Origin of the sequence: Enterobacter cloacae complex sp. R_G8, from assembly GCF_024599795.1 — a bacterium.
In the GTDB taxonomy this organism is placed as follows: domain Bacteria; phylum Pseudomonadota; class Gammaproteobacteria; order Enterobacterales; family Enterobacteriaceae; genus Enterobacter; species Enterobacter dissolvens.
This window is the reverse complement of record NZ_CP102246.1, coordinates 3,157,979-3,179,068: the sequence shown is the minus strand read 5'-3', so window position 1 is coordinate 3,179,068 and position 21,090 is coordinate 3,157,979. Positions and strand designations below refer to the sequence as shown.

The 21,090-nt window shown below is 55.3% G+C and carries 20 protein-coding genes; 15 read left to right on the top strand and 5 right to left on the bottom strand.

Translation table 11 applies throughout. The annotated features are described in order from the left end of the window. Positions 1 to 2 precede the first annotated feature (2 nt). Entirely contained in the window at positions 3 to 809 is an 807-nt protein-coding gene (gene xthA / locus NQ842_RS15075) for an exodeoxyribonuclease III (RefSeq protein WP_013097033.1), read from the bottom strand. A 433-nt stretch (positions 810 to 1,242) separates the two neighbouring features. On the opposite strand from xthA, the gene NQ842_RS15070 reads away from it, so the two are divergent. The 7 genes from NQ842_RS15070 to ves all read left to right on the top strand — a co-directional run bounded on the left by NQ842_RS15070 (position 1,243) and on the right by ves (position 8,940). Continuing rightward, positions 1,243 to 2,463 (top strand): aspartate aminotransferase family protein, encoded by a 1,221-nt coding sequence (locus NQ842_RS15070; RefSeq protein WP_046887844.1) that lies wholly within the window; start codon positions 1,243 to 1,245, stop codon positions 2,461 to 2,463. Continuing rightward, on the top strand, positions 2,460 to 3,494 hold the full coding sequence (gene astA / locus NQ842_RS15065; protein WP_014831525.1) for an arginine N-succinyltransferase: 1,035 nt from the start codon (positions 2,460 to 2,462) through the stop codon (positions 3,492 to 3,494). Before NQ842_RS15070 ends, astA begins: the two co-directional genes overlap by 4 nt. Then, complete coding sequence (gene astD / locus NQ842_RS15060; RefSeq protein ID WP_063427425.1) at positions 3,491 to 4,978, top strand: succinylglutamate-semialdehyde dehydrogenase; 1,488 nt, start codon at positions 3,491 to 3,493, stop codon at positions 4,976 to 4,978. The genes astA and astD overlap by 4 nt, the downstream gene beginning before the upstream one ends. Then, the gene (gene astB, locus NQ842_RS15055; protein WP_014831527.1) at positions 4,965 to 6,290 is read left to right on the top strand and encodes an N-succinylarginine dihydrolase; all 1,326 of its coding nucleotides are present in this window, start codon (positions 4,965 to 4,967) and stop codon (positions 6,288 to 6,290) included. The genes astD and astB overlap by 14 nt, the downstream gene beginning before the upstream one ends. A gap of 10 nt (positions 6,291 to 6,300) precedes the next feature. Continuing rightward, positions 6,301 to 7,266 carry a succinylglutamate desuccinylase gene (gene astE / locus NQ842_RS15050; RefSeq protein ID WP_257256038.1) on the top strand — a complete coding sequence of 322 codons (966 nt, stop codon included), beginning with the start codon at positions 6,301 to 6,303 and terminating at the stop codon, positions 7,264 to 7,266. 337 nt (positions 7,267 to 7,603) lie between these two features. Further along, positions 7,604 to 8,095, top strand: coding sequence for an ATP-independent periplasmic protein-refolding chaperone Spy (spy, locus tag NQ842_RS15045; protein ID WP_014831529.1), 492 nt, complete (start codon positions 7,604 to 7,606; stop codon positions 8,093 to 8,095). A 287-nt stretch (positions 8,096 to 8,382) separates the two neighbouring features. Beyond that, positions 8,383 to 8,940 (top strand): environmental stress-induced protein Ves, encoded by a 558-nt coding sequence (gene ves, locus NQ842_RS15040; protein WP_046887849.1) that lies wholly within the window; start codon positions 8,383 to 8,385, stop codon positions 8,938 to 8,940. Here the strand turns inward: ves and cho are convergent. Next, positions 8,918 to 9,796: an excinuclease Cho gene (gene cho, locus NQ842_RS15035; RefSeq protein WP_014831531.1), complete on the bottom strand. Its 879-nt coding sequence runs from the start codon at positions 9,794 to 9,796 to the stop codon at positions 8,918 to 8,920. The two genes, ves and cho, sit on opposite strands and share 23 nt — an antisense overlap. 149 nt (positions 9,797 to 9,945) lie before the next feature. Continuing rightward, positions 9,946 to 10,773 (bottom strand): ammonia-dependent NAD(+) synthetase, encoded by an 828-nt coding sequence (nadE, locus tag NQ842_RS15030; RefSeq protein WP_014831532.1) that lies wholly within the window; start codon positions 10,771 to 10,773, stop codon positions 9,946 to 9,948. A 232-nt stretch (positions 10,774 to 11,005) separates the two neighbouring features. On the opposite strand from nadE, the gene osmE reads away from it, so the two are divergent. The 7 genes from osmE (at position 11,006) to chbG (ending at position 16,858) form a co-directional block, all read left to right on the top strand. Then, entirely contained in the window at positions 11,006 to 11,350 is a 345-nt protein-coding gene (gene osmE, locus NQ842_RS15025; protein WP_003857836.1) for an osmotically-inducible lipoprotein OsmE, read from the top strand. A 281-nt stretch (positions 11,351 to 11,631) separates the two neighbouring features. Then, a complete protein-coding gene (gene chbB / locus NQ842_RS15020; protein ID WP_008500676.1) occupies positions 11,632 to 11,949 on the top strand; it encodes a PTS N,N'-diacetylchitobiose transporter subunit IIB in 318 nt (105 codons plus the stop codon). Positions 11,950 to 12,028: 79 nt separating this feature from the next. Further along, positions 12,029 to 13,387: a PTS N,N'-diacetylchitobiose transporter subunit IIC gene (chbC, locus tag NQ842_RS15015; RefSeq protein WP_014831533.1), complete on the top strand. Its 1,359-nt coding sequence runs from the start codon at positions 12,029 to 12,031 to the stop codon at positions 13,385 to 13,387. A gap of 48 nt (positions 13,388 to 13,435) precedes the next feature. Further along, positions 13,436 to 13,783: a PTS N,N'-diacetylchitobiose transporter subunit IIA gene (gene chbA, locus NQ842_RS15010; RefSeq protein WP_014831534.1), complete on the top strand. Its 348-nt coding sequence runs from the start codon at positions 13,436 to 13,438 to the stop codon at positions 13,781 to 13,783. Between the two features lie 29 nt (positions 13,784 to 13,812). After that, positions 13,813 to 14,631 (top strand): transcriptional regulator ChbR, encoded by an 819-nt coding sequence (chbR, locus tag NQ842_RS15005; protein WP_014831535.1) that lies wholly within the window; start codon positions 13,813 to 13,815, stop codon positions 14,629 to 14,631. Between the two features lie 110 nt (positions 14,632 to 14,741). Beyond that, positions 14,742 to 16,097 carry a 6-phospho-beta-glucosidase gene (locus NQ842_RS15000; RefSeq protein WP_257256037.1) on the top strand — a complete coding sequence of 452 codons (1,356 nt, stop codon included), beginning with the start codon at positions 14,742 to 14,744 and terminating at the stop codon, positions 16,095 to 16,097. A gap of 11 nt (positions 16,098 to 16,108) precedes the next feature. Then, positions 16,109 to 16,858, top strand: a complete 750-nt coding sequence (gene chbG, locus NQ842_RS14995) for a chitin disaccharide deacetylase (protein ID WP_046887851.1) — start codon at positions 16,109 to 16,111, stop codon at positions 16,856 to 16,858. Between the two features lie 39 nt (positions 16,859 to 16,897). Here chbG and katE read toward each other — a convergent pair whose 3' ends face one another. Further along, positions 16,898 to 19,147 (bottom strand): catalase HPII, encoded by a 2,250-nt coding sequence (katE, locus tag NQ842_RS14990; RefSeq protein WP_257256036.1) that lies wholly within the window; start codon positions 19,145 to 19,147, stop codon positions 16,898 to 16,900. Between the two features lie 203 nt (positions 19,148 to 19,350). On the opposite strand from katE, the gene cedA reads away from it, so the two are divergent. After that, positions 19,351 to 19,590, top strand: a complete 240-nt coding sequence (gene cedA / locus NQ842_RS14985; RefSeq protein ID WP_014831539.1) for a cell division activator CedA — start codon at positions 19,351 to 19,353, stop codon at positions 19,588 to 19,590. Between the two features lie 41 nt (positions 19,591 to 19,631). On the opposite strand, the gene tcyP is transcribed toward cedA, so the two are convergent. After that, entirely contained in the window at positions 19,632 to 21,023 is a 1,392-nt protein-coding gene (gene tcyP, locus NQ842_RS14980) for a cystine/sulfocysteine:cation symporter (protein ID WP_038419159.1), read from the bottom strand. Positions 21,024 to 21,090: the final 67 nt, after the last annotated feature.

Sequence of the window (21,090 nt, the reverse complement as noted above, 5' to 3'; positions counted from 1 at the left end):
GGTTACAGCTTGAATTTCGCCCATACCGGCGCGTGGTCCGACGGTTTTTCCATGCTGCGGATATCGTAGTCGATCCCGGTTTCAATGCAGCGTTCTGCCAGCGGGGAGCTGGCCAGCAGCAGGTCTATGCGCAGCCCGCGGTTGTCGTCAAAGCCTTTTGAGCGGTAATCAAACCACGAGAAGCGATCCTGGGTGTCCGGGTTGGCCGTGCGGAAGGTATCCACCAGACCCCAGCTCAGCAGGCGATCCATCCACTCACGCTCTTCCGGCAGGAACGAACATTTACCGGTGCGCAACCAGCGTTTGCGGTTCTCTTCACCAATGCCGATATCCAGATCGGTCGGGCTAATATTCATGTCGCCCATGATCAGCACCGGATTCTCTTTTTTCAGTTCGGTGGTCAGGTAATCCTGCAGATCCTGATAAAACTTCGCTTTTGCCGGGAATTTGGTCTCATGGTCACGGCTCTCTCCCTGCGGGAAATAGCCGTTGATCACGGTAATGTTGCCGAGCGCTGAAGGAATTTCCGCCATGATGATCCGGCGCTGCGCTTCTTCGCCATCACCCGGGAAGCCGCGGCGGACGGAAACCGGCGTCTCTTTGGTCAGCAGGGCAACGCCGTAATGGCCTTTCTGCCCATGATAAAAAACGTTGTAACCGAGTTTCACCACCTCTTCGAGGGGGAACATATCGTCGTGAACTTTTGTCTCCTGCAGGCCGATCACATCAGGCTGATGTTGCTCAACAATCGCTTCAAGCTGGTGAGGGCGGGCACGCAGGCCGTTGATATTAAAAGAGACAAATTTCATAGTCGCTGCCAGTGCAAGGTGAATAGTGCATGGATGGTAGCAGAATTTGCGTCGCCTGTTATGGGGATTGACCAATAACTGCGACAGATAATGCCAACGGTGCAATATTTGCACCATTCTGACGCGCTTCGCCCCTTAAGAGGGCGTAAATGGACGATAAATTTCGCGAGGGATCACAATTCCAGAATTATATTTGGCCTCTGCATACTCTTTCTTATTTTCATGCGGCAAAGCGCCGCTTATCGTAAAAATATTCACTTTTTATGCAGTAATAGTGAATAACTCCATGTCGTAACCTATTGATATTCTGTTGCTCACTCCCGTTTATGCATTTTTATCGCTGGCTGGCACGAAGCGTGCAATCTACATTCACAGTGCAAACACCCAATTATTTAACATCTAAATAACTTTTTATTTACCGGATGAGGTCGCTATGTCTCTGTCAATTACGCGTGAAAATTTCGATGAATGGATGATGCCGGTTTACGCTCCGGCGGCTTTTATTCCGGTACGTGGGGAAGGCTCGCGCCTGTGGGATCAGCAGGGCAAAGAGTACATCGACTTTGCAGGGGGGATTGCGGTTAACGCGCTGGGCCATGCACACCCGGCGCTGCGCCAGGCGTTAAACGACCAGGCGGCAAAGTTCTGGCATACCGGTAATGGCTATACCAACGAACCGGCGCTGCGTCTGGCGAAAAAACTGATCGACGCGACCTTTGCGGAGAAAGTCTTTTTCTGTAACTCGGGCGCGGAGGCGAACGAAGCGGCGCTGAAGCTGGCACGCAAATATGCGCACGATAAATTCGGGGTGCATAAAAGCGGGATTGTGGCCTTTAAGAACGCGTTCCATGGCCGTACGCTCTTTACCGTCAGCGCAGGAGGCCAGCCGTCCTACTCGCAGGACTTTGCGCCGCTGCCGCCGGATATCCGCCACGGGATATATAACGATCTGCAGTCTGCCAGCGAGTTGATTAACGACACCACCTGCGCGGTGATCGTCGAGCCAATGCAGGGGGAAGGCGGTGTGCTGCCCGCCCAGAAAGCGTTCCTGCAGGGGCTGCGTGAACTGTGCGATCGTCATAACGCGGTACTGATTTTCGACGAAGTGCAGACCGGCGTAGGCCGTACCGGTGAGCTGTATGCGTATATGCACTACGGTGTGACGCCGGACGTTCTCTCAACGGCGAAAGCGCTGGGCGGCGGCTTCCCGATTGGCGCGATGCTGACCACCGATAAATTCGCCAGCGTTATGGTCGTGGGCACGCATGGCACCACCTATGGCGGTAATCCGCTGGCAACGGCCGTGGCCGGACAGGTTCTCGATATCATCAATACCCCGGAAGTGCTGAAGGGGGTTAAACAACGTCACGACTGGTTTGTGGAGCGTCTGAACGCCATTAACAGCAAGACCGGTCTGTTTAAAGAGATTCGCGGCCTGGGGCTGTTAATTGGCTGCGAACTGACGCCGGAGTTTGCCGGAAAAGCTAAACTTATTTCACAGGAAGCGGCGAAACAGGGCGTGATGGTGCTGATTGCCGGTGCCAACGTGGTGCGTTTTGCCCCTGCGCTGATTGTCAGCGAGGAAGAGGTGAGCACCGGTTTAGACCGTTTTGCGCTGGCCTGTGAACGTGTGAAATCCGGGGTGTCATCATGATGGTCATCCGTCCCGTTGAGCGCGGCGATCTCGCCGGGCTCATGCAGCTTGCCGGTAAGACGGGGGGCGGGCTGACCTCGCTTCCTGCCGATGAAAAAACGCTGTCGGCGCGCATTGAGCGCGCCCTGCAAACCTGGCAGGGGACGTTGCCAAAAAGCGAACAGGGCTATGTGTTCGTGCTGGAAGATACCGATACGGGGACCGTGGCCGGGATCTGCGCCATCGAAGTGGCCGTCGGCCTTAACGACCCATGGTACAACTACCGCGTGGGCACTATGGTTCATGCCTCGAAAGAGCTGAACGTCTACAACGCGCTGCCGACGCTGTTTCTCTGTAATGACCACACCGGTGCCAGCGAGCTTTGCACGCTGTTCCTTGACCCGGCGTGGCGTAAAGAGGGCAACGGGTATCTGCTCTCCAAATCGCGCTTTATGTTTATGGCCGCGTTCCGCGATCGTTTTAACGAAAAGGTGGTGGCCGAGATGCGCGGCGTGATCGACGACAAAGGTTACTCACCGTTCTGGGAGAGCCTGGGCGAACGCTTTTTCTCAATGGAGTTCAGCCGGGCAGACTATCTGTGCGGCACCGGGCAGAAAGCGTTTATCGCTGAGCTGATGCCGAAACACCCTATCTATACCCATTTCTTAACCCCGGAAGCACAGGCGGTGATTGGCGAAGTCCATCCGCAAACTGCGCCTGCCCGCGCGGTGCTGGAGAAAGAAGGCTTCCGCTACCGTAACTATGTCGACATCTTTGACGGCGGGCCGACGCTGGAGTGCGATATCGACCGCGTGCGCGCGATCCGTAAAAGCCGACTGGTTGACGTCTCTGAAGGTCAGCCCGCGCCGGGTGACTGGCCAGCGTGCCTGGTGGCGAACGAAAATTACACCAACTTCCGCGCCATGCTGGTGCGTACCAACCCGAAATGTGAACGTCTGGTGCTGACGGCGGCAGAACTGGATGCCCTGAAATGTAATGCCGGCGATACGGTTCGCCTGGTACGACTCTGCCCTGAGGAGAAAACAGCATGACTTTATGGATCAACGGTGACTGGGTAACGGGCGAAGGCGAACAGCGCGTGAAGACCAATCCGGTCGGCAACGAGGTGCTCTGGAAGGGTAATGATGCCAGCGCCGGGCAGGTCGAACAGGCGTGCAACGCCGCTCGCCGCGCGTTTCCGGCGTGGGCGAAACAGCCGTTCACCGTGCGCCAGGGAATTGTCGAAAAGTTTGCGTCTCTGCTGGAAGCGAACAAAACCGAGTTGACCCGCACGATCGCCCTGGAAACCAGCAAGCCACGCTGGGAAGCGGCGACCGAAGTGACGGCGATGATCAACAAAATCGCCATTTCGGTGAAGGCGTATCATACCCGTACCGGTGAGCAGCATACCGAAATGGCCGACGGCGCGGCCACGCTGCGCCATCGCCCCCACGGCGTGCTGGCGGTGTTTGGCCCCTACAACTTCCCGGGGCATCTGCCAAACGGGCATATTGTGCCCGCACTGCTGGCGGGAAATAGCGTCATTTTCAAACCGAGTGAATTAACGCCGCTGACCGGTGAGGTGGTGGTGAAGCTCTGGGAGCAGGCGGGTTTGCCGCCGGGCGTGCTGAACCTGGTGCAGGGCGGGCGTGAAACCGGCCAGGCGCTGAGCGCGCTGAGTGATATTGATGGCCTGCTGTTTACCGGCAGTGCCGGGACGGGCTATCAGCTGCATCGCCAGCTGGCCGGACAGCCGGAAAAAATTCTGGCGCTGGAGATGGGCGGAAACAACCCGCTTATTGTTGAAGATCCTGATGATATTGACGCGGCAGTCCACCTGACCATCCAGTCGGCTTTTATTACCGCCGGTCAGCGCTGCACCTGTGCGCGTCGTCTGCTGGTGAAGCGCGGGGCGCAGGGCGATGCGTTCCTCAGACGTCTGGTTGAGGTGAGCGCGCGTCTGGTGCCTGCGACGTGGGATGCCGACCCGCAGCCGTTTATCGGCGGGCTGATCTCCGAACAGGCGGCGCTAAACGTTCTGAAAGCCTGGCAGGACCATGTCTCACGCGGCGCGAAAACCTTGCTGGAGCCGAAGCAGGTTCAGCCGGGCACGTCGCTGCTGACGCCGGGCATTGTTGAGATGAGCGGGACGAGCAACGTGCCGGATGAAGAGGTCTTTGGGCCGCTGCTGTGCGTCTGGCGCTATGACGATTTTGACAGCGCCATTGCGATGGCCAACAACACCCGCTACGGCCTGTCGAGCGGTCTGATTTCGCCGCAGCGCGAGAAGTTTGATCAGCTGTTGCTCGAAGCGCGCGCCGGGATTGTTAACTGGAACAAACCGTTGACCGGAGCCGCGAGTACCGCCCCGTTTGGCGGCGTAGGCGCATCCGGCAACCATCGTGCCAGCGCCTGGTATGCAGCGGATTACTGTGCGTGGCCGATGGCGAGCCTGGAAACAGCTGCGCTGACGTTGCCGGACACGCTGAGTCCGGGTCTGGACTTTAGTCAGGGAGAACGCCATGAAAGCGCGTGAAGTGAATTTTGACGGACTGGTGGGGCTGACGCATCACTATGCCGGGCTCTCCTTTGGTAATGAAGCCTCGACGAAGCATCGTTTTCAGGTTTCCAACCCGAAACTGGCGGCAAAGCAGGGGCTGCTGAAAATGAAGGCGTTATCGGACGCGGGTTTTCCGCAGGCGGTGATCCCGCCGCAGGAGCGTCCAAACGTGGCGGTGTTACGCCAGCTTGGTTTTAGCGGTACGGATGAGCAGGTGGTCGAAAAAGCGGGAACGCAGACGCCACACCTGCTCTCGGCGGCGAGTTCTGCCTCCTCAATGTGGGTGGCCAACGCAGCGACCGTCGCACCCTCTGCCGATACGCTGGATGGCAAGGTCCATTTGACGGTGGCGAACCTGAATAACAAATTCCACCGCGCCACCGAAGCGGAGACCACGGAGCGCGTGCTGCGCGCCATATTCCATAATGACGCCCATTTTGCTGTCCATCCGGCTCTGCCGCAGGTGGCGATGTTTGGTGATGAAGGTGCTGCCAACCATAACCGCCTGGGCGGCGATTACGGCGAACCGGGGTTACAGCTGTTTATTTACGGGCGGGAAGAGGGCGGCCATTCTGCGCCCACCCGCTACCCGGCCCGACAGACGCTGGCGGCAAGCCAGGCCGTGGCGCGTCTGAATCAGGTCAATCCGTCACAGGTGATTTTTGCCCAGCAGAACCCGCATGTGATCGACCAGGGCGTGTTCCATAACGACGTGATTGCCGTCTCTAACCGGCAGGTTCTGTTCTGCCACGAGCAGGCGTTCGCCCATCAGGAGAAACTCCTCGCCACGCTGCATGAACGCGTGCCCGGCTTTATGCCGATTCAGGTACCGACCCAGGCGGTGAGCGTGCAGGATGCGGTTGAGACCTATCTCTTCAACAGCCAACTGTTGAGCCGGGACGATGGCAGCATGATGCTGGTGTTGCCGCAAGAGTCCAGGGATCACCAGGGCGTGTGGCGTTATCTGACGGAACTGGTGAAAGCCGATAACCCGATTGCGGAGCTGCGCGTCTTTGATCTGCGCGAGAGCATGGCGAACGGGGGCGGTCCGGCCTGTTTACGTCTGCGCGTGGTACTTACGCCCAATGAAATGCAGGCCGTTAACCCGGCAGTGATGATGAATGAGACGCTATTTAACACCCTGAACGACTGGGTGGACCGCTACTATCGCGACCGGTTAACGCAGGCCGATCTGGTTGACCCGCAGCTGCTGCGCGAAGGCCGCGAGGCGCTGGACGCGTTAACCTCAATCCTGCAGCTGGGCCCGGTTTACCCGTTCCAGCGCTAAAGGAGAGGCTATGGAGAATTTACTGGCGCTGACGCTGGCAGACGAAACGCCTGAGCAGAGTGAGGGGGACGGCCCCTCATTCCACTGGCAATGGCTGGGACGCGGCGTGCTTGAGCTGACGCCGACCACGAAGAGTGAACAGTCGCTTGTGCTTTCAACCGGCATTCACGGCAATGAAACGGCACCCGTGGAAATTGTCGACCTGCTGCTGCGCGCATTGTACCGCGGGGAGATTGCGCTGCACTGCCGCCTGCTGGTGGTCCTGGGAAACCCGCCTGCGCTGGCGCAAAACAAACGCTATCTGGTGAGCGATATTAACCGCATGTTCGGTGGCCGCTGGTCGCAATTCCCGCCGAGTGATGAAACGGCACGGGCTCAGTGGCTGGAGCAGATCGTCACTCACTTTTTCACCGACGCGGGACCATCGCGTTGGCATCTCGATCTGCATACGGCGATCCGTGCCTCGTATCACGTGCGCTTTGGCGTGCTGCCGCAGCGGAATCAGCCCTGGGATGAAGACTTTCTGCGCTGGCTGGGGGATGCGGGGCTGGAAGCGCTGGTCTTTCACCAGTCGCCGGGGGGCACCTTTACCCACTTCACCTGTGAACGCTTCGGTGCGCTGGCCTGCACGCTGGAGCTGGGAAAAGCGCTGCCGTTTGGGCAAAACGATCTCACGCGCTTTGCCCCGACGCATCTTGCGCTGCGGGCGCTGCTGGGCGGTACCGTGCCGGAGCATACCAGCCAGCCCGTCGAGCGTTATCGGGTAGTGCAGCAGATCACCCGCCGCAGCGAAGCTTTCCAGCTTCACATGGCGGCCCACACGCTCAATTTTACGCCGTTTCGCAAAGGGGTATTACTGGCGGAGGATGGTGACGAGCGCTATGAGGTGCAGAAAACAACCGAGTATGTGCTGTTCCCCAACCCGTCGGTGGCCTTTGGTCTGCGTGCCGGGCTGATGCTGGAAAAAGTATCCTGATCGTTTCCCCTCCTGTCTGCAGGAGGGGAAATTTAAAACTATTTTCTTAGCGATTAAGGCGATCGCATTTTCTTTGCGGAATATTCCTGGATTATTGCTTTATTATTAATCGGCAGTTAGTTATACTTCTGCACAATCTCTTGATAATCAGTCTATTGCATATTTTTGTTGCAACTCTCCACGCTTTATCCTTATTTCCTCCATATTTGGCGAAAATTTGTTTTTTACACTTTCATTGTTTTACCGTTGCTCTGACTAATTGACGATAAACCCCGTAAAGTTAATCTCGTCAACACGGCATAGCGCCGAAGAATAACTGAAAGTAAGGAAATAAATTATGCGTAAGTTTACTGCACTGTTTGTTGCTTCTACCCTGGCTCTGGGCGCTACCAGCATGGCGTTCGCCGCAGATACCGCAACCACGACTGCCGCGCCTGCTGAAGGCAAAATGATGATGCATCACAAAGGCAAGCCGGGTATGCACGAGATGATGATGTTCAAAGATCTGAACCTCACGGATGCACAGAAACAGCAGATCCGCGACATCATGAAAAGCCAGCGTGACCAGATGAAACGTCCTCCGCTGGAAGAGCGCCGCGCGATGCATGACATCATCGCCAGCGACAGCTTCGATAAGGCCAAAGCCGAAGCGCAGATCGACAAAATGGCTGAGCAGCATAAAGCACGCATGCTGGCTCATATGGAAACCCAGAACAAGATCTACAACATTCTGACGCCGGAACAGAAAAAACAATTTAATGCCAATTTTGAGAAGCGTCTGACAGAACGTCCGGCAATGGAAGGTAAAATGCCAGCACCAACCGAATAATCGGTTCACCCTCTTAAGACCGCCGGGATCCTGTCTACAAAAGCGCAAACGCTGTGGACAGGACCGGCGGTTTTTTCTTTCTTACCCTCTTGTCTGCCGCAACAGGCGCGGTATTCTCCTCACATCGCTTCAGAGAATTCATGACGTTAGATTTTTATCCACGTCCCGCTAAGGCCTGCCCACTCTGCTGCCGATAATACGTCTGTGACTATTCAACCATAACAAACAAGACAGCAACGATAGCGATATCCTTGCCCTGGCGCTCGTTGCGCCATTCAGGAGTGGTGATGGAGTTCTTTGATATCCGTAAGATGCCGGTCAGTCTCTGGCGTAATGGTGCTGGTGAGACGCGCGAAATTTGTTGTTTTCCTCCCGCGACGCGCGACTTTTTCTGGCGTGCCAGCATTGCGACCATCGCCAGTAATGGCGAGTTTTCCTCTTTTCCGGGTGTGGATCGGGTGATTACCTTGCTGGAAGGGGGAGAGGTGACGCTGGATGCCGGTCAGGCGTTTTGCCATACCCTGAAGCACCATCAGCCCTTTTGTTTTTCCGGCGATCAGCCCGTAAAAGCGCTGCTCACCGAAGGTCAGATGTCGATGGACTTCAACATCATGACCCGGCGGGATTGCTGCCAGGCGAAAGTGCGGGTGGCTGACCGTACCTTTACCACCTTTGGTTCACGCGGCGGTGTGGTATTCGTGTTAAGCGGTGCGTGGCAGTTGGGGGATAAATTGCTGACGGCCGATCAGGGCGCGAGCTGGGAGGAGGGAACCCATACCCTCCGTTTGCTGGAATCACAGGGCACGTTATTATTCAGCGAAATCAACTGGCTGCCTGGTCACTGAGCACAATAACGTCAAACTCGCCGGTCAGCACGGGCTTACAGAGAATTTTGTAGCCATCATGGTCGAAGCCGGCGGGTGTGCGTAACAGGGTGGCGGCCTCCTGCAGGTTATCGACCGCACCCAGCCAGAACCAGTTATGGACGATGTGGTACTGCGTCATCGTCTCTCCCACTTCTTTTAGCGCAACAGCGCCTTCCCATGGCCAGCAGTTCACGCTGATGGCCGCCAGCCCGCCAAGAAGCCGGGCGTGATGTTCCTCCAGGCTCTCTTTGCCGCAGCAGGCACCCGCACAGCGCTTGAGCGCAGAGCGGAAACAGGCGCGTCCACGGGTGGTGGCCTCCAGCCCCAGCAGGCTGTAGCAAAGCTGCTGCTCGTCCGCCAGCGTTTGCAGCGCCTGTAGCGCAGCACGTTTGTTGGCGAACAGGCCGTACAGATTCGGTGCATGGGAAAAATCGACGTCGCGCGCATAGACAACCTGCGGTTTGCCCGCGGTTATCTGCAGCGAGCAGAGCTGACGATTGCGGCGCAGACGCTTATTAAACAGCGGCTGTTGTTCTTTAATTAACCGGGCTTCCAGTAAGAGCGCCCCCATCTCTCCCGCGGTCGGATACCAGCTGATGCGTCGCGACTGACGGAGCATGGCGGCTTCGTCCGGCGTGCGCAGATGGGACAGCACCCGGCTGCGAATATTCACGCTCTTGCCGATATAGAGCGGCAGGGTGTCGCTTTCGCCATGAAAGATGTACACGCCTGGCTGTTTAGGCAATTCCTCAAGCCAGGGGCGGAGATGTTCGGGATATTCATAGATAGCCGCCGCTTCAAACTCAAGACGCGGGGCAGATTGACGCCTGCTCACATACCACTCCATATACTGTTCAGGTATACAGTGTAGCAGGTGTGGGGTGGTTAAAAAAGAGCCGGGTGGCCTGATGCCCTCACCCCAACCCTCTCCCACGGGAGAGGGCGCAAACATTAAAAACGGTAACCTGGGTTACCGTTTTACTTCTATTTCTTCCAGAAATCGTCAAACACGGTAATGGGTGGGCGGCGTTTGTGCTCGGTTTTCAGATACCAGCCTTCGATAATCTTCGCGATACTCTCGTCCAGTTTCTTGCCTTCCAGATAATCATCGATGTTGTCATAGGTCACACCGAGCGCCGCTTCATCCGGCAGGGAAGGGCGATCGTCTTCCAGATCCGCCGTTGGCGCTTTCTTGTATAAATGCTCCGGACAGCCCAGCGCAGCCAGCAGTTGTTTACCCTGACGCTTGTTCAAACGGAAGATAGGGTTAATGTCGGTGCCACCGTCGCCGTATTTGGTGAAGAAGCCGGTGATGGCTTCCGCCGCGTGATCGGTCCCGACAACCACGCCTTTGGTCATGCCGGCGATGCTGTACTGTGCTTTCATACGCTCGCGCGCTTTTTCATTGCCGCGCACAAAATCGCTCAGCTCAATGCCCGCTTCGCGCAGCGCCTGTTCGCTCGCCAGCACCGATCCTTTGATATTGACCGTCAGCACGCGGTCAGGCTGGATAAAGGCGATAGCATCCTGACAATCCTGTTCGTCCGCCTGCACGCCATACGGAAGACGTACGGCGATAAACTGCAGGGATTCATCCCCGGTCTCTTCGCGCAGCTCTGAGATTGCCATCTGGCAGAGTTTACCGGTCAGCGTTGAATCCTGGCCCCCGCTGATGCCCAGCACCAGAGATTTCAGGAAAGAGTTCGTTTTTAAGTACGATTTTAAAAAATCCACGCTGCGGCGGATCTCTTCATTAGCATCTACCGCAGGCTTCGCGCCCAGCGCCTGGATAATCTCGTGTTGCAGAGCCATCACGCCCTCCATATGCAGACCATAAACAGAATGTGTTAACTGTTAAAACTAACCCTTCAGGCGTAAAACGACAAGGATCACAGTTTCGAGTGCGCTATTTTGCGGCGTTTTAGCAGCTTATCGTTGTTTTATTAGAATTTTCCGAAATTCGTCTGGCGTAACTCGCAAAGTTGAACAATAGTACTTTTTATCCCATGCTTAGATAACACGCTGATAAACAAGAGGACGGAATATGAACAAGAACGTAGCAGGAATTCTTAGCGCAGCGGCGGTACTGACTATGCTGGCAGGGTGTACGGCGTACGATCGCACCAAAGATCAGTTTACACAGCCGGTAGTGAAAGATGTCAAAAAAGGCATGACGCGTTCGCAGGTGGCGGCGATTGCCGGTAAGCCTTCGTCAGAAGTGACGATGATCCACGCGCGTGGTACCTGCCAGACCTATATCCTGGGTCAACGTGATGGTAAGGCAGAAACCTACTTTGTTGCTCTGGATGACACCGGTCACGTGATCAATTCCGGTTACCAGACCTGTGCTGAATACGATACCGATCCGCAGGCACCTAAGGCGCAGTAACCCTGCTTGCCTGAGGATGTTAACAAGCCGGCCTTTAGGCCGGTTTTTTTATGCATACGTAAATCTTATTTCTTTGCGCGAATTATTTGCCTGAAATGTGAAGGTAGTCAACAAGCCAGGTCAATGAGAGACAATTTAGGCCTGTGCAGAATTATCCCCCCTCTGTACCATTACGTATACTCACTCCAACGATAAACAACAGTCAGCACATTACCTGTCAGCCAGGAGAGCGAGTCGAGTGATAGCGCGACGGCAGGTAGTCATACAAGAGGGAAATTATTATGGAAAAGAAACATATCTATCTGTTCTGCTCTGCGGGCATGTCAACGTCACTGCTGGTGTCAAAGATGCGTGCGCAGGCTGAAAAGTATGAAGTGCCTGTCGTGATAGAAGCGTTCCCGGAAACGCTGGCGGGCGAAAAAGGACAGACCGCGGATGTCGTTTTACTGGGACCGCAGATCGCGTACATGCTGCCAGAGATTCAACGTCTGTTACCGAATAAACCGGTCGAGGTTATCGACTCGGGACTGTATGGAAAGATTGATGGTTTAGGTGTACTGAAAGCTGCTGTGGCAGCCATTAAAAAAGCTGCTAATTAATTTTTATTTTTCCCGTCAAAGAGTTATTTCACACACAATACGCCGTGACCTGGGTTGCGGCATTTAAGGGTATTTTCCTATGAGTAAAGTCATCGCTTCACTTGAAAAGGTACTCCTTCCTTTTGCTGTTAAAATAGGAAAGCAGCCTCACGTTAATGCCATCAAAAACGGCTTTATTAAATTAATGCCGTTGACGCTGGCCGGGGCAATGTTCGTTTTAATTAACAACGTTTTTCTGAGCTTTGGTGAAGGTTCCTTTTTTTATTCATTAGGAATTCGGTTAGACGCTTCAACCATTGAAACCCTTAACGGTTTTAAAGCCATCGGCGGCAACGTATATAACGGTACGTTGGGTATTATGTCGCTGATGGCGCCTTTCTTTATTGGGATGGCATTAGCCGAAGAACGCAAGGTGGATCCGCTGGCCGCGGGGTTATTGTCCGTTGCCGCCTTTATGACCGTCACCCCTTACAGCGTGGGTGAAGCTTATGCGGTAGGCGCTAACTGGCTGGGTGGGGCAAACATTATTTCCGGTATTGTTATCGGTCTGGTGGTTGCCGAGATGTTCACCTTTATTATCCGTCGCAACTGGGTAATTCGCCTGCCGGATAGCGTACCGGCCTCCGTTTCCCGTTCATTTTCCGCGTTGATTCCAGGCTTCATTATTCTCTCCATCATGGGGATTATTGCCTGGGCGCTCTCTCACTGGGGCACAAACTTCCACCAGATCATCATGGACTCTATCTCTACGCCGCTGGCGTCGATGGGTGGCGTGGTCGGTTGGGCGTACGTGATTTTCACCTCCCTGCTGTGGTTCTTCGGCGTGCATGGTTCACTGGCACTGGCGGCGCTGGACAGCGGTATCATGACCCCATGGGCACTGGAAAACGTTGCACTTTATCAGCAGTACGGCTCCGTTGATGCGGCGCTGGCGGCAGGTAAAACCTTCCATGTGTGGGCGAAGCCGATGCTGGACTCTTATATCTTCCTGGGGGGTACCGGGGCGACGCTGGGTCTGATCATCGCGGTCTTTATTGTCTCTCGTCGCGCTGACCATCGTCAGGTTGCGAAGCTGGCGCTGCCGTCAGGCATCTTCCAGATTAACGAGCCGATTCTGTTTGGTCTGCCTATCATCATGAACCCGGTGATGTTCATTCCATTCGTCCTGATTCAGCCGCTGCTGGCGGGGATCACCCTGACGGCCTATTACCTGGGCATTATCCCGCCTGTGACCAACATTGCGCCGTGGACCATGCCGGCGGGTCTGGGAGCATTCTTCAATACCAACGGTAGCGTAGCCGCCTTCCTGCTGGCGATATTCAACCTCGGGATTGCAACACTGCTCTATATGCCATTCGTGGCGATAGCCAACAAAGCCGCGACCGTAATTGATGAAGAAGAGAGCGAAGAGGATATCGCCCTCGCACTGAAATTCTAAATATTGCCCGGCGCGGGGTCGCCCGCGCCAGCGAAAAGGAGCTTAAAGATGTTAGATTTGGATAGTATCGTAGCCGAAGACGCCGTAGAGAACGATCTGGAAGAAGTAGTGATGGGGCTTATCATCAACTCCGGGCAAGCACGTAGCCTGGCGTATGCCGCCCTGAAACAGGCCAAGCAGGGCGATTTCGCCGCCGCCAGGACCATGATGGATCAATCCCGCATCGCGCTGAATGAAGCGCACCTGGTGCAGACCAAGCTTATCGAAGGCGACCAGGGCGAAGGGAAGATGAAAGTCAGCCTGGTGCTGGTACATGCGCAGGATCACCTGATGACCTCGATGCTGGCGCGCGAACTGGTGGCAGAGTTAATTGAGCTTCACGAGAAGCTGCAGTAAGTCAGACTGAGTAGCAGGAGGTCAGCACGATGGAAATCAAAACCGCACTTGAACAGCAGCTGTTTAATGGCAAGAATTTTCACGTGGTTATTTACAACAAGACGGAGAGCGCCAGTGGTCTGCACCAGCATGACTACTACGAGTTCACGATTGTTCTGACCGGCCGCTATTACCAGGAGATTAACGGTAAGCGTGTCCTGCTGGAGCGCGGTGATTTTGTCTTCCTGCCGATGGGGTCTTACCACCAGAGTTTTTATGAATTTGGTGCCACCCGCATTCTTAACGTTGGCGTCAGCAGACGCTTCTTTGAGAAACACTATCTGCCGCTGGTGCCGTTCTGCTTTGTGGCATCACAGGTCTATCGCGTCAAAAACGAATTCATGACCTGGATAGAAACGGTGATTGCCTCGCTCAACTTCCGCGACAATGAGTTCGATGAGTTTATCGAAACCGTGACGTTCTACGTAATGAACCGTCTTCGCCATCACCGTGAAGAGCAGCAGGTGACCGATGATGTTCCGCAATGGCTTCGCAGTACCGTCGAGTTGATGCACGACAAAGGGCAGTTCAGCGAGAATGCTCTGGAAAATATGGTGTCACTGTCCGGAAAATCCCAGGAATACCTGACCCGGGCGACACAGCGTTATTATCGTAAAACGCCCGTGCAAATTATTAATGAAATCCGCATTAATTTTGCCAAAAAACAGCTGGAAATTACCAACTACTCTGTCACCGATATTGCTTATGAGTCCGGTTACAGTAGCCCCAGCCTGTTTATTAAAACCTTTAAGAAATTTACCTCATTCACACCAAACAGTTACCGGAAGAATTTGACGGTAATTAATTAGTGCCTGGCGAGTGTATTCGCCACGAATATTGACTTGATTGCTTGCCCAAATAGCGGGAAGAGTCCGCTATACCTTGCAGGCGATTAACCTGATACGCTAAGGGAGATGTTATGCAAAAGAAATTAAAAGTCGTGACCATTGGCGGCGGCAGCAGCTATACCCCGGAATTACTGGAAGGTTTCCTGAAACGTTATCATGAATTACCGGTCAGCGAATTATGGCTGGTGGATGTTGAGGAAGGTCAGGAAAAGCTGAATATTATTTTCGACCTGTGCCAGCGGATGGTAGAAAAAGCCGGTGTGCCATTAACCGTGCATAAGACGCTCGATCGCCGCCAGGCGTTGAAAGACGCTGACTTCGTCACCACCCAACTGCGCGTAGGCCAGCTCAAAGCGCGTGAACTGGACGAACGCATTCCGCTGAGCCACGGCTATCTGGGACAGGAAACCAACGGCGCGGGCGGCCTGTTTAAAGGTCTGCGCACCATCCCGGTCATTTTCGACATCATCAACGATGTGCAGGAGATCTGCCCGAACGCATGGGTGATTAACTTTACCAACCCGGCCGGGATGGTCACCGAGGCGGTCTATCGCCATACCAACTTCAAGCGTTTTATCGGCGTCTGCAATATTCCGATTGGCATGAAGATGTTTATCCGCGACGTGCTGGAGCTGACCGACAACGACGATCTCTCTATCGATCTGTTCGGTCTCAACCACATGGTGTTCATCAAAGATGTGATAGTCAACGGCCAGTCTCGCTTTGCTGAACTACTGGACGGCGTGGCCTCCGGTCGCCTGACCGCTGCATCGGTGAAAAATATCTTCGACCTGCCGTTCAGCGAAGGGCTCATCCGTTCCCTGAACCTGCTGCCATGCTCCTATCTGCTCTACTACTTCAAGCAGAAAGAGATGCTGGCTATCGAAATGGGTGAGTACTATAAAGGCGGCGCACGTGCACAGATAGTGCAGAAAGTTGAGAAGCAGCTGTTTGATTTGTATAAAGATCCGAATCTGAACGTGAAGCCGAAAGAGCTTGAACAGCGCGGTGGGGCGTACTATTCCGACGCGGCCTGCGAAGTGATTAACGCCATTTACAATGACAAGCAGGCTGAGCACTACGTCAATGTGCCGCACCACGGCCATATCGACAATATCCCGGCCGACTGGGCCGTAGAGATGACCTGTATCCTAGGCCGTGAGGGGGCAAAACCGCATCCGCGTATTACCCACTTTGATGACAACGTGATGGGGCTCATCCATACCATCAAAGGGTTTGAAGTGGCGGCCAGCAACGCTGCGCTGAGCGGTGAGTTGAATGACGTGCTGCTGGCGTTGAACCTCAGCCCGCTGGTCCATTCCGACCGCGATGCGGAAGTGTTGGCCAGCGAGATGATACTGGCGCATGAAAAATGGCTGCCAAACTTTGCTGCCACGATTGAGAAGCTCAAATTCCAACACCGTTAAGAGGATGTGCGATGGAAAACCTGCTGATCGTCAATGCTGATGATTTTGGCCTGTCAAAAGGGCAGAACTACGGCATTGTTGAAGCCTGTCGCCGGGGCGTGGTGACGTCGACCACTGCGCTGGTGAATGGAGAAGCGATAGAGCACGCGGCGCAGTTGAGCCGTGAAGCGCCTGAGCTGGGCGTGGGCATGCACTTTGTGCTGACGCTGGGGATGCCGCTTTCAGCGATGCCAGGCCTGACGCGCGACGGACAGCTGGGGAAATGGATTTGGGAACTGGCAGGACAGGACGCACTGCCGCTCGAAGAGATTGCCCGCGAGCTGGACTGTCAGTACAACCGTTTTGTTGACCTCTTTGGTCACGAACCTACGCATATCGACAGCCATCACCACGTGCATATGATCCCGGCGATTTTCCCTCTCGTCGCGGAATTTGCTCAGCGCAAAGGCGTGGCGATGCGCGTGGATCGCGACGTACGCGGATTGCCGGACGTTGCAGTGGCCACAACCGAGGGGTTCAGCAGTGCATTTTATGGTGATGAAATCGACGAAGCGCTGTTCCTGAAGGTGCTGGATGATTCCGCTGCCCGGGGAGAACGGTCACTGGAGGTGATGGCGCACCCGGCTTTCGTCGATAACATCGTGCGTAAGAGCGCCTACTGCTGGCCGCGCCTGGCGGAGCTGGAGGTGCTGACGTCGCCATCGCTGAAATACGCGATTGCCGAGCGCGGGTATCGGTTGGGGACATTCAGGGATCTGTGAAAAGTGCCGGGTGCGGCTTTGCCTTACCCGGCCTTTTTTTTACGCCGGTATCTGGTCAATTTTGCTGCTGCGCGACCAGACGCGGTGCGCGGCAAGCAGATCAAACAGCTTCGTCATAAACGCGTCGTCCACGTTATCGCCTTCCACAATCCCGTCTTCACCCTGGTCGGTCACATTCAGGCGTGCTTTAAACTGGCGCGCATCACCGGAAAGGGCGATCGGTTTCAGGTGCTTATAGGCTTCAAGCAGATAATAGACCGCGTCGCCGTTCGTCAGCAGGCTGGCAATATCGCCGCACGGCACAATCACCGCGTCCACGGTCAGGGATGGTGCGCCCGCAAAGGTGGCGGCGACCGGCAGCACCGACCCGTCATCGGCAGTCACTTCACCCATCCGGGAGTAGAGCAGTTTGGCGTGTACGCCTTTGGTTTTCAGCGCCTGCATGATCCCCAGTACGTCGCTGGCACGGGTTTTGTCGTTAAGCAGGATCGCCACCACCCGGCCTTTAATCGATCCTCCCGGCACCGCGTACAGGCTGAGCGACGGATCCTTCTTCACCCCGTTAACGTCTTTCGGCGGCGCAAGGTTGCGTTGCTCATCCGTCAGCGTAATGCCGAGGTTATCGGCCACGCTCTGGGCGAGCTGAATATCGATATGCGCCAGTTGATCGACCACGCGCTCGCGGATGTACGTCCGGACAACCTTGCTCAGTTCGAAGCTAAAGCCGCCGATAATATGCTGCTGCTCAATCGGTGTCTGGCTGTTCCAGAACAGGCGAGGGTGGGCATAATATTCACCAAACGATGGGCTGCGTTCGCGGATTTTATTGCCATCCACACGTTCCTGATACGACTCAAATCCGCCCCGTTTAGGGCCTGGAGGCGTTTCACGCGGCCAGTTATCGTTGATGGAGTTCGGCTCATAGTTGGCCGGGTTGGTATCGATATCCTGACGATGCATTCCGTCACGCTGGAAATTATGGTACGGGCAGGTAGGGCGGTTAATCGGGATTTCGTGGAAGTTCGGCCCGCCAAGTCGGCTAATCTGCGTATCGGTGTAGGAGAACAGTCGCCCCTGCAGCAGCGGATCGTTGGTGAAATCCAGGCCGGGGACGATATGACCGGGATGGAAAGCCGCCTGTTCGTTCTCGGCAAAGAAGTTGTCCGGGTTGCGGTTCAGCACCATTTTGCCCACCAGTTGAACCGGCACCAGCTCCTCAGGGATCAGTTTGGTCGGATCCAGCAGGTCAAAATCGAACTTAAATTCGTCCTCTTCCGGGATCAGCTGTAACCCCAGCTCATATTCCGGGAAGTCGCCCGCTTCAATGGATTCCCACAGCTCGCGGCGATGGAAGTCCGGATCGCGGCCGGTCAGCTTCTGGGCTTCATCCCACACCAGTGAGGCCTTTCCGGCGACCGGTTTCCAGTGGAAACGAACAAACGTCGCTTTGCCCTCGGCGTTGATCATCCGGAAGGTATGAATGCCAAACCCCTCCATGGTGCGATAGCTGCGTGGGATCCCGCGGTCAGACATCGCCCACATCACGTTGTGTAACGTCTCGGGTTGCAGGGAGACATAGTCCCAGAAGGTGTCATGCGCACTTTGTCCCTGCGGTATCGCCCAGTGGGGCTCCGGTTTTACCGCATGGACAAAGTCAGGAAATTTATGCGCATCCTGAATGAAAAAGACCGGCGTGTTATTACCCACGAGGTCGAAAATACCCTCTTCGGTATAAAACTTGGTGGCAAAGCCGCGGATATCTCGCACGGTATCCGCCGAGCCTGCGCCACCCTGCACGGTGGAGAAACGCACAAACACGGGGGTGATCTTGTCCGGGTCTGAAAGGAAGTCAGCTTTGGTGATTTCCTTCAGGCTCTTGTAGGGCTGGAAATAGCCGTGAGCGGCGGAACCGCGCGCGTGCACGATACGCTCCGGGATGCGCTCATGGTCAAAGTGGGTGATTTTTTCCCGCAGGATGAAATCTTCCAGCAGAGTCGGCCCGCGAGCACCCGCGCGCAGGGAGTTCTGATCGTCAGCGATGCGCACCCCCTGATTGGTGGTCAGCGCATAGCCTTCACCGCCTTTGCGGTGTGGCTCCAGTGATTTTAGCTTCTCATTGCCGGTGTCCGGCGATTTCATGCTACCGGGCGCGGTCGGCTGCTCGCCAGGGGCTGAGGGGCCCGGTGAAGGGCGATGAGAGCCATCTTCAGGCGCAAGGGAGTCCATACCCGGCTGTGATTCTTCAGTGCCATGAATGGGTGATTGATGTGTTTTATCTTTGTTCGACATTGCACGCTTCTCCTTTATTCATTCCTAAAAAACCCTGTTAACTATAGAACAATGTAAGGAAAGGGCAGGCGAACTCAGCTTTTTCAGACACCGCCTTAGCAAAAGGCGCTGTCAACCACACGCAAGGCGCGACGCATGGGGGCAGGATCGGCTATCATAGAAATTTCCTGCTTTAAGAATTTGCTTTAGTGAACCAGTCGCTTATGAAACCTCTTCGTCAACAAAACCGCCAGGTGATTAGCTACGTGCCCCGTGTCGAACCCGCTCCCCCCGATCATGCGCTGAAGGTGGAGGGGTATCGCGATGTCTGGCAGTTACGTGGAAAATACGTGGCTTTTGTGCTGATCGGCGAGCACTTCCGGCGTTCACCGGTATTTAATGTGCCGGAAGCGGCTCAGCGGTGGGCGGTACAAATTCGACAGGATGAAGAAGTTGAAGAATAACACGTATAAAAAAACCGCCTGATGGCGGTTTTTTTATTTGCTTAACGGTGCGCCAGCTCGGCGTCGTCTTCACTATCCAGAATGGCTTTGTCGGTCTGCTTCAGCCACTGGCTGGTCAGCGTACCGGCCGTCATAGAGCCGCTGACGTTCAGCGCGGTACGCCCCATGTCGATCAGCGGTTCAACGGAGATCAGCAGGGCAACCAGCGTCACTGGCAGACCCAGCGCAGGCAGAACAATCAGCGCGGCGAAGGTGGCACCACCGCCCACGCCCGCAACGCCTGCGGAGCTAATGGTGACAATACCGACCAGCGTAGCAATCCAGACCGGATCCAGCGGGTTGATCCCAACCGTTGGCGCAACCATCACGGCCAGCATCGCCGGGTAGAGACCCGCACACCCGTTCTGACCAATCGTGGCACCAAAGGAGGCCGAGAAGCTGGCGATAGATTCCGGTACACCCAGTCGACGGGTCTGCGCTTCGACGTTCAGCGGAATAGACGCGGCGCTGGAACGGCTGGTGAAGGCAAAGGTCAGCACCGGCCAGACTTTACGGAAGTATTTCAGCGGGCTTACGCCGTTCACACCGAGCAGGATGCCGTGTACGACAAACATAATGCCCAGACCCAGATAAGAGGCGACAACGAAGCTGCCCAGCTTAATGATGTCCTGCAGGTTAGAGCCAGCGACCACTTTGGTCATCAGTGCCAGAACACCGTAAGGGGTCAGCTGCATCACCAGACGAACCAGCTTCATCACCCAGCTTTGCAGGGTATCGATAGCGGTCAGCACGCGCTCGCCTTTTGGCGCATCGTCTTTCAGCAGCTTCAGTGCCGCCACGCCCAGGAAGGCAGCGAAAATCACCACGCTGATGATGGAAGTTGGGCTGGCGCCTGTCAGGTCAGCAAACGGGTTCTTCGGAATGAAGGAGAGCACCATCTGCGGCACCGTCAGGTCAGCGACTTTACCCACGTAGTTGGTCTGAATTGCGGTCAGACGCGCGGTTTCAGCAGTACCCTGAACCAGACCTTCGGCGGTCAGGCCGAACAGGTTGGTCACCAGCACACCCACCAGCGCAGCAATCAGGGTGGTAAACAGCAGCGTACCGATGGTCAGGAAGCTGATTTTACCCAACTGCGTAGCGTTATGCAGACGGGCAACAGCGCTCAGAATAGAGGCAAATACCAGCGGCATGACGATCATCTGCAGCAACTGGACATAGCCGTTACCGACAATATTGAACCACTGAATGGAGTCTTTCAGTATCGGGCTATCGGAGCCGTAGACGGCATGTAAGGCCAGGCCAAACACGACACCCATGACCAGACCCACCAGCACTTTCTTCGCCAGGCTCCACTGTTTGTGACGCGCCTGGGCGAGAAGCAATAGCAATATAACGAACACGACAATGTTCGCGATGAGTGGAAAATTCATCCCCGTTCTCCTGATTTATTATGTGGCCAGTTTTTACCGGTCCTGTTGGCGCAAGGTTAGCAGAAGT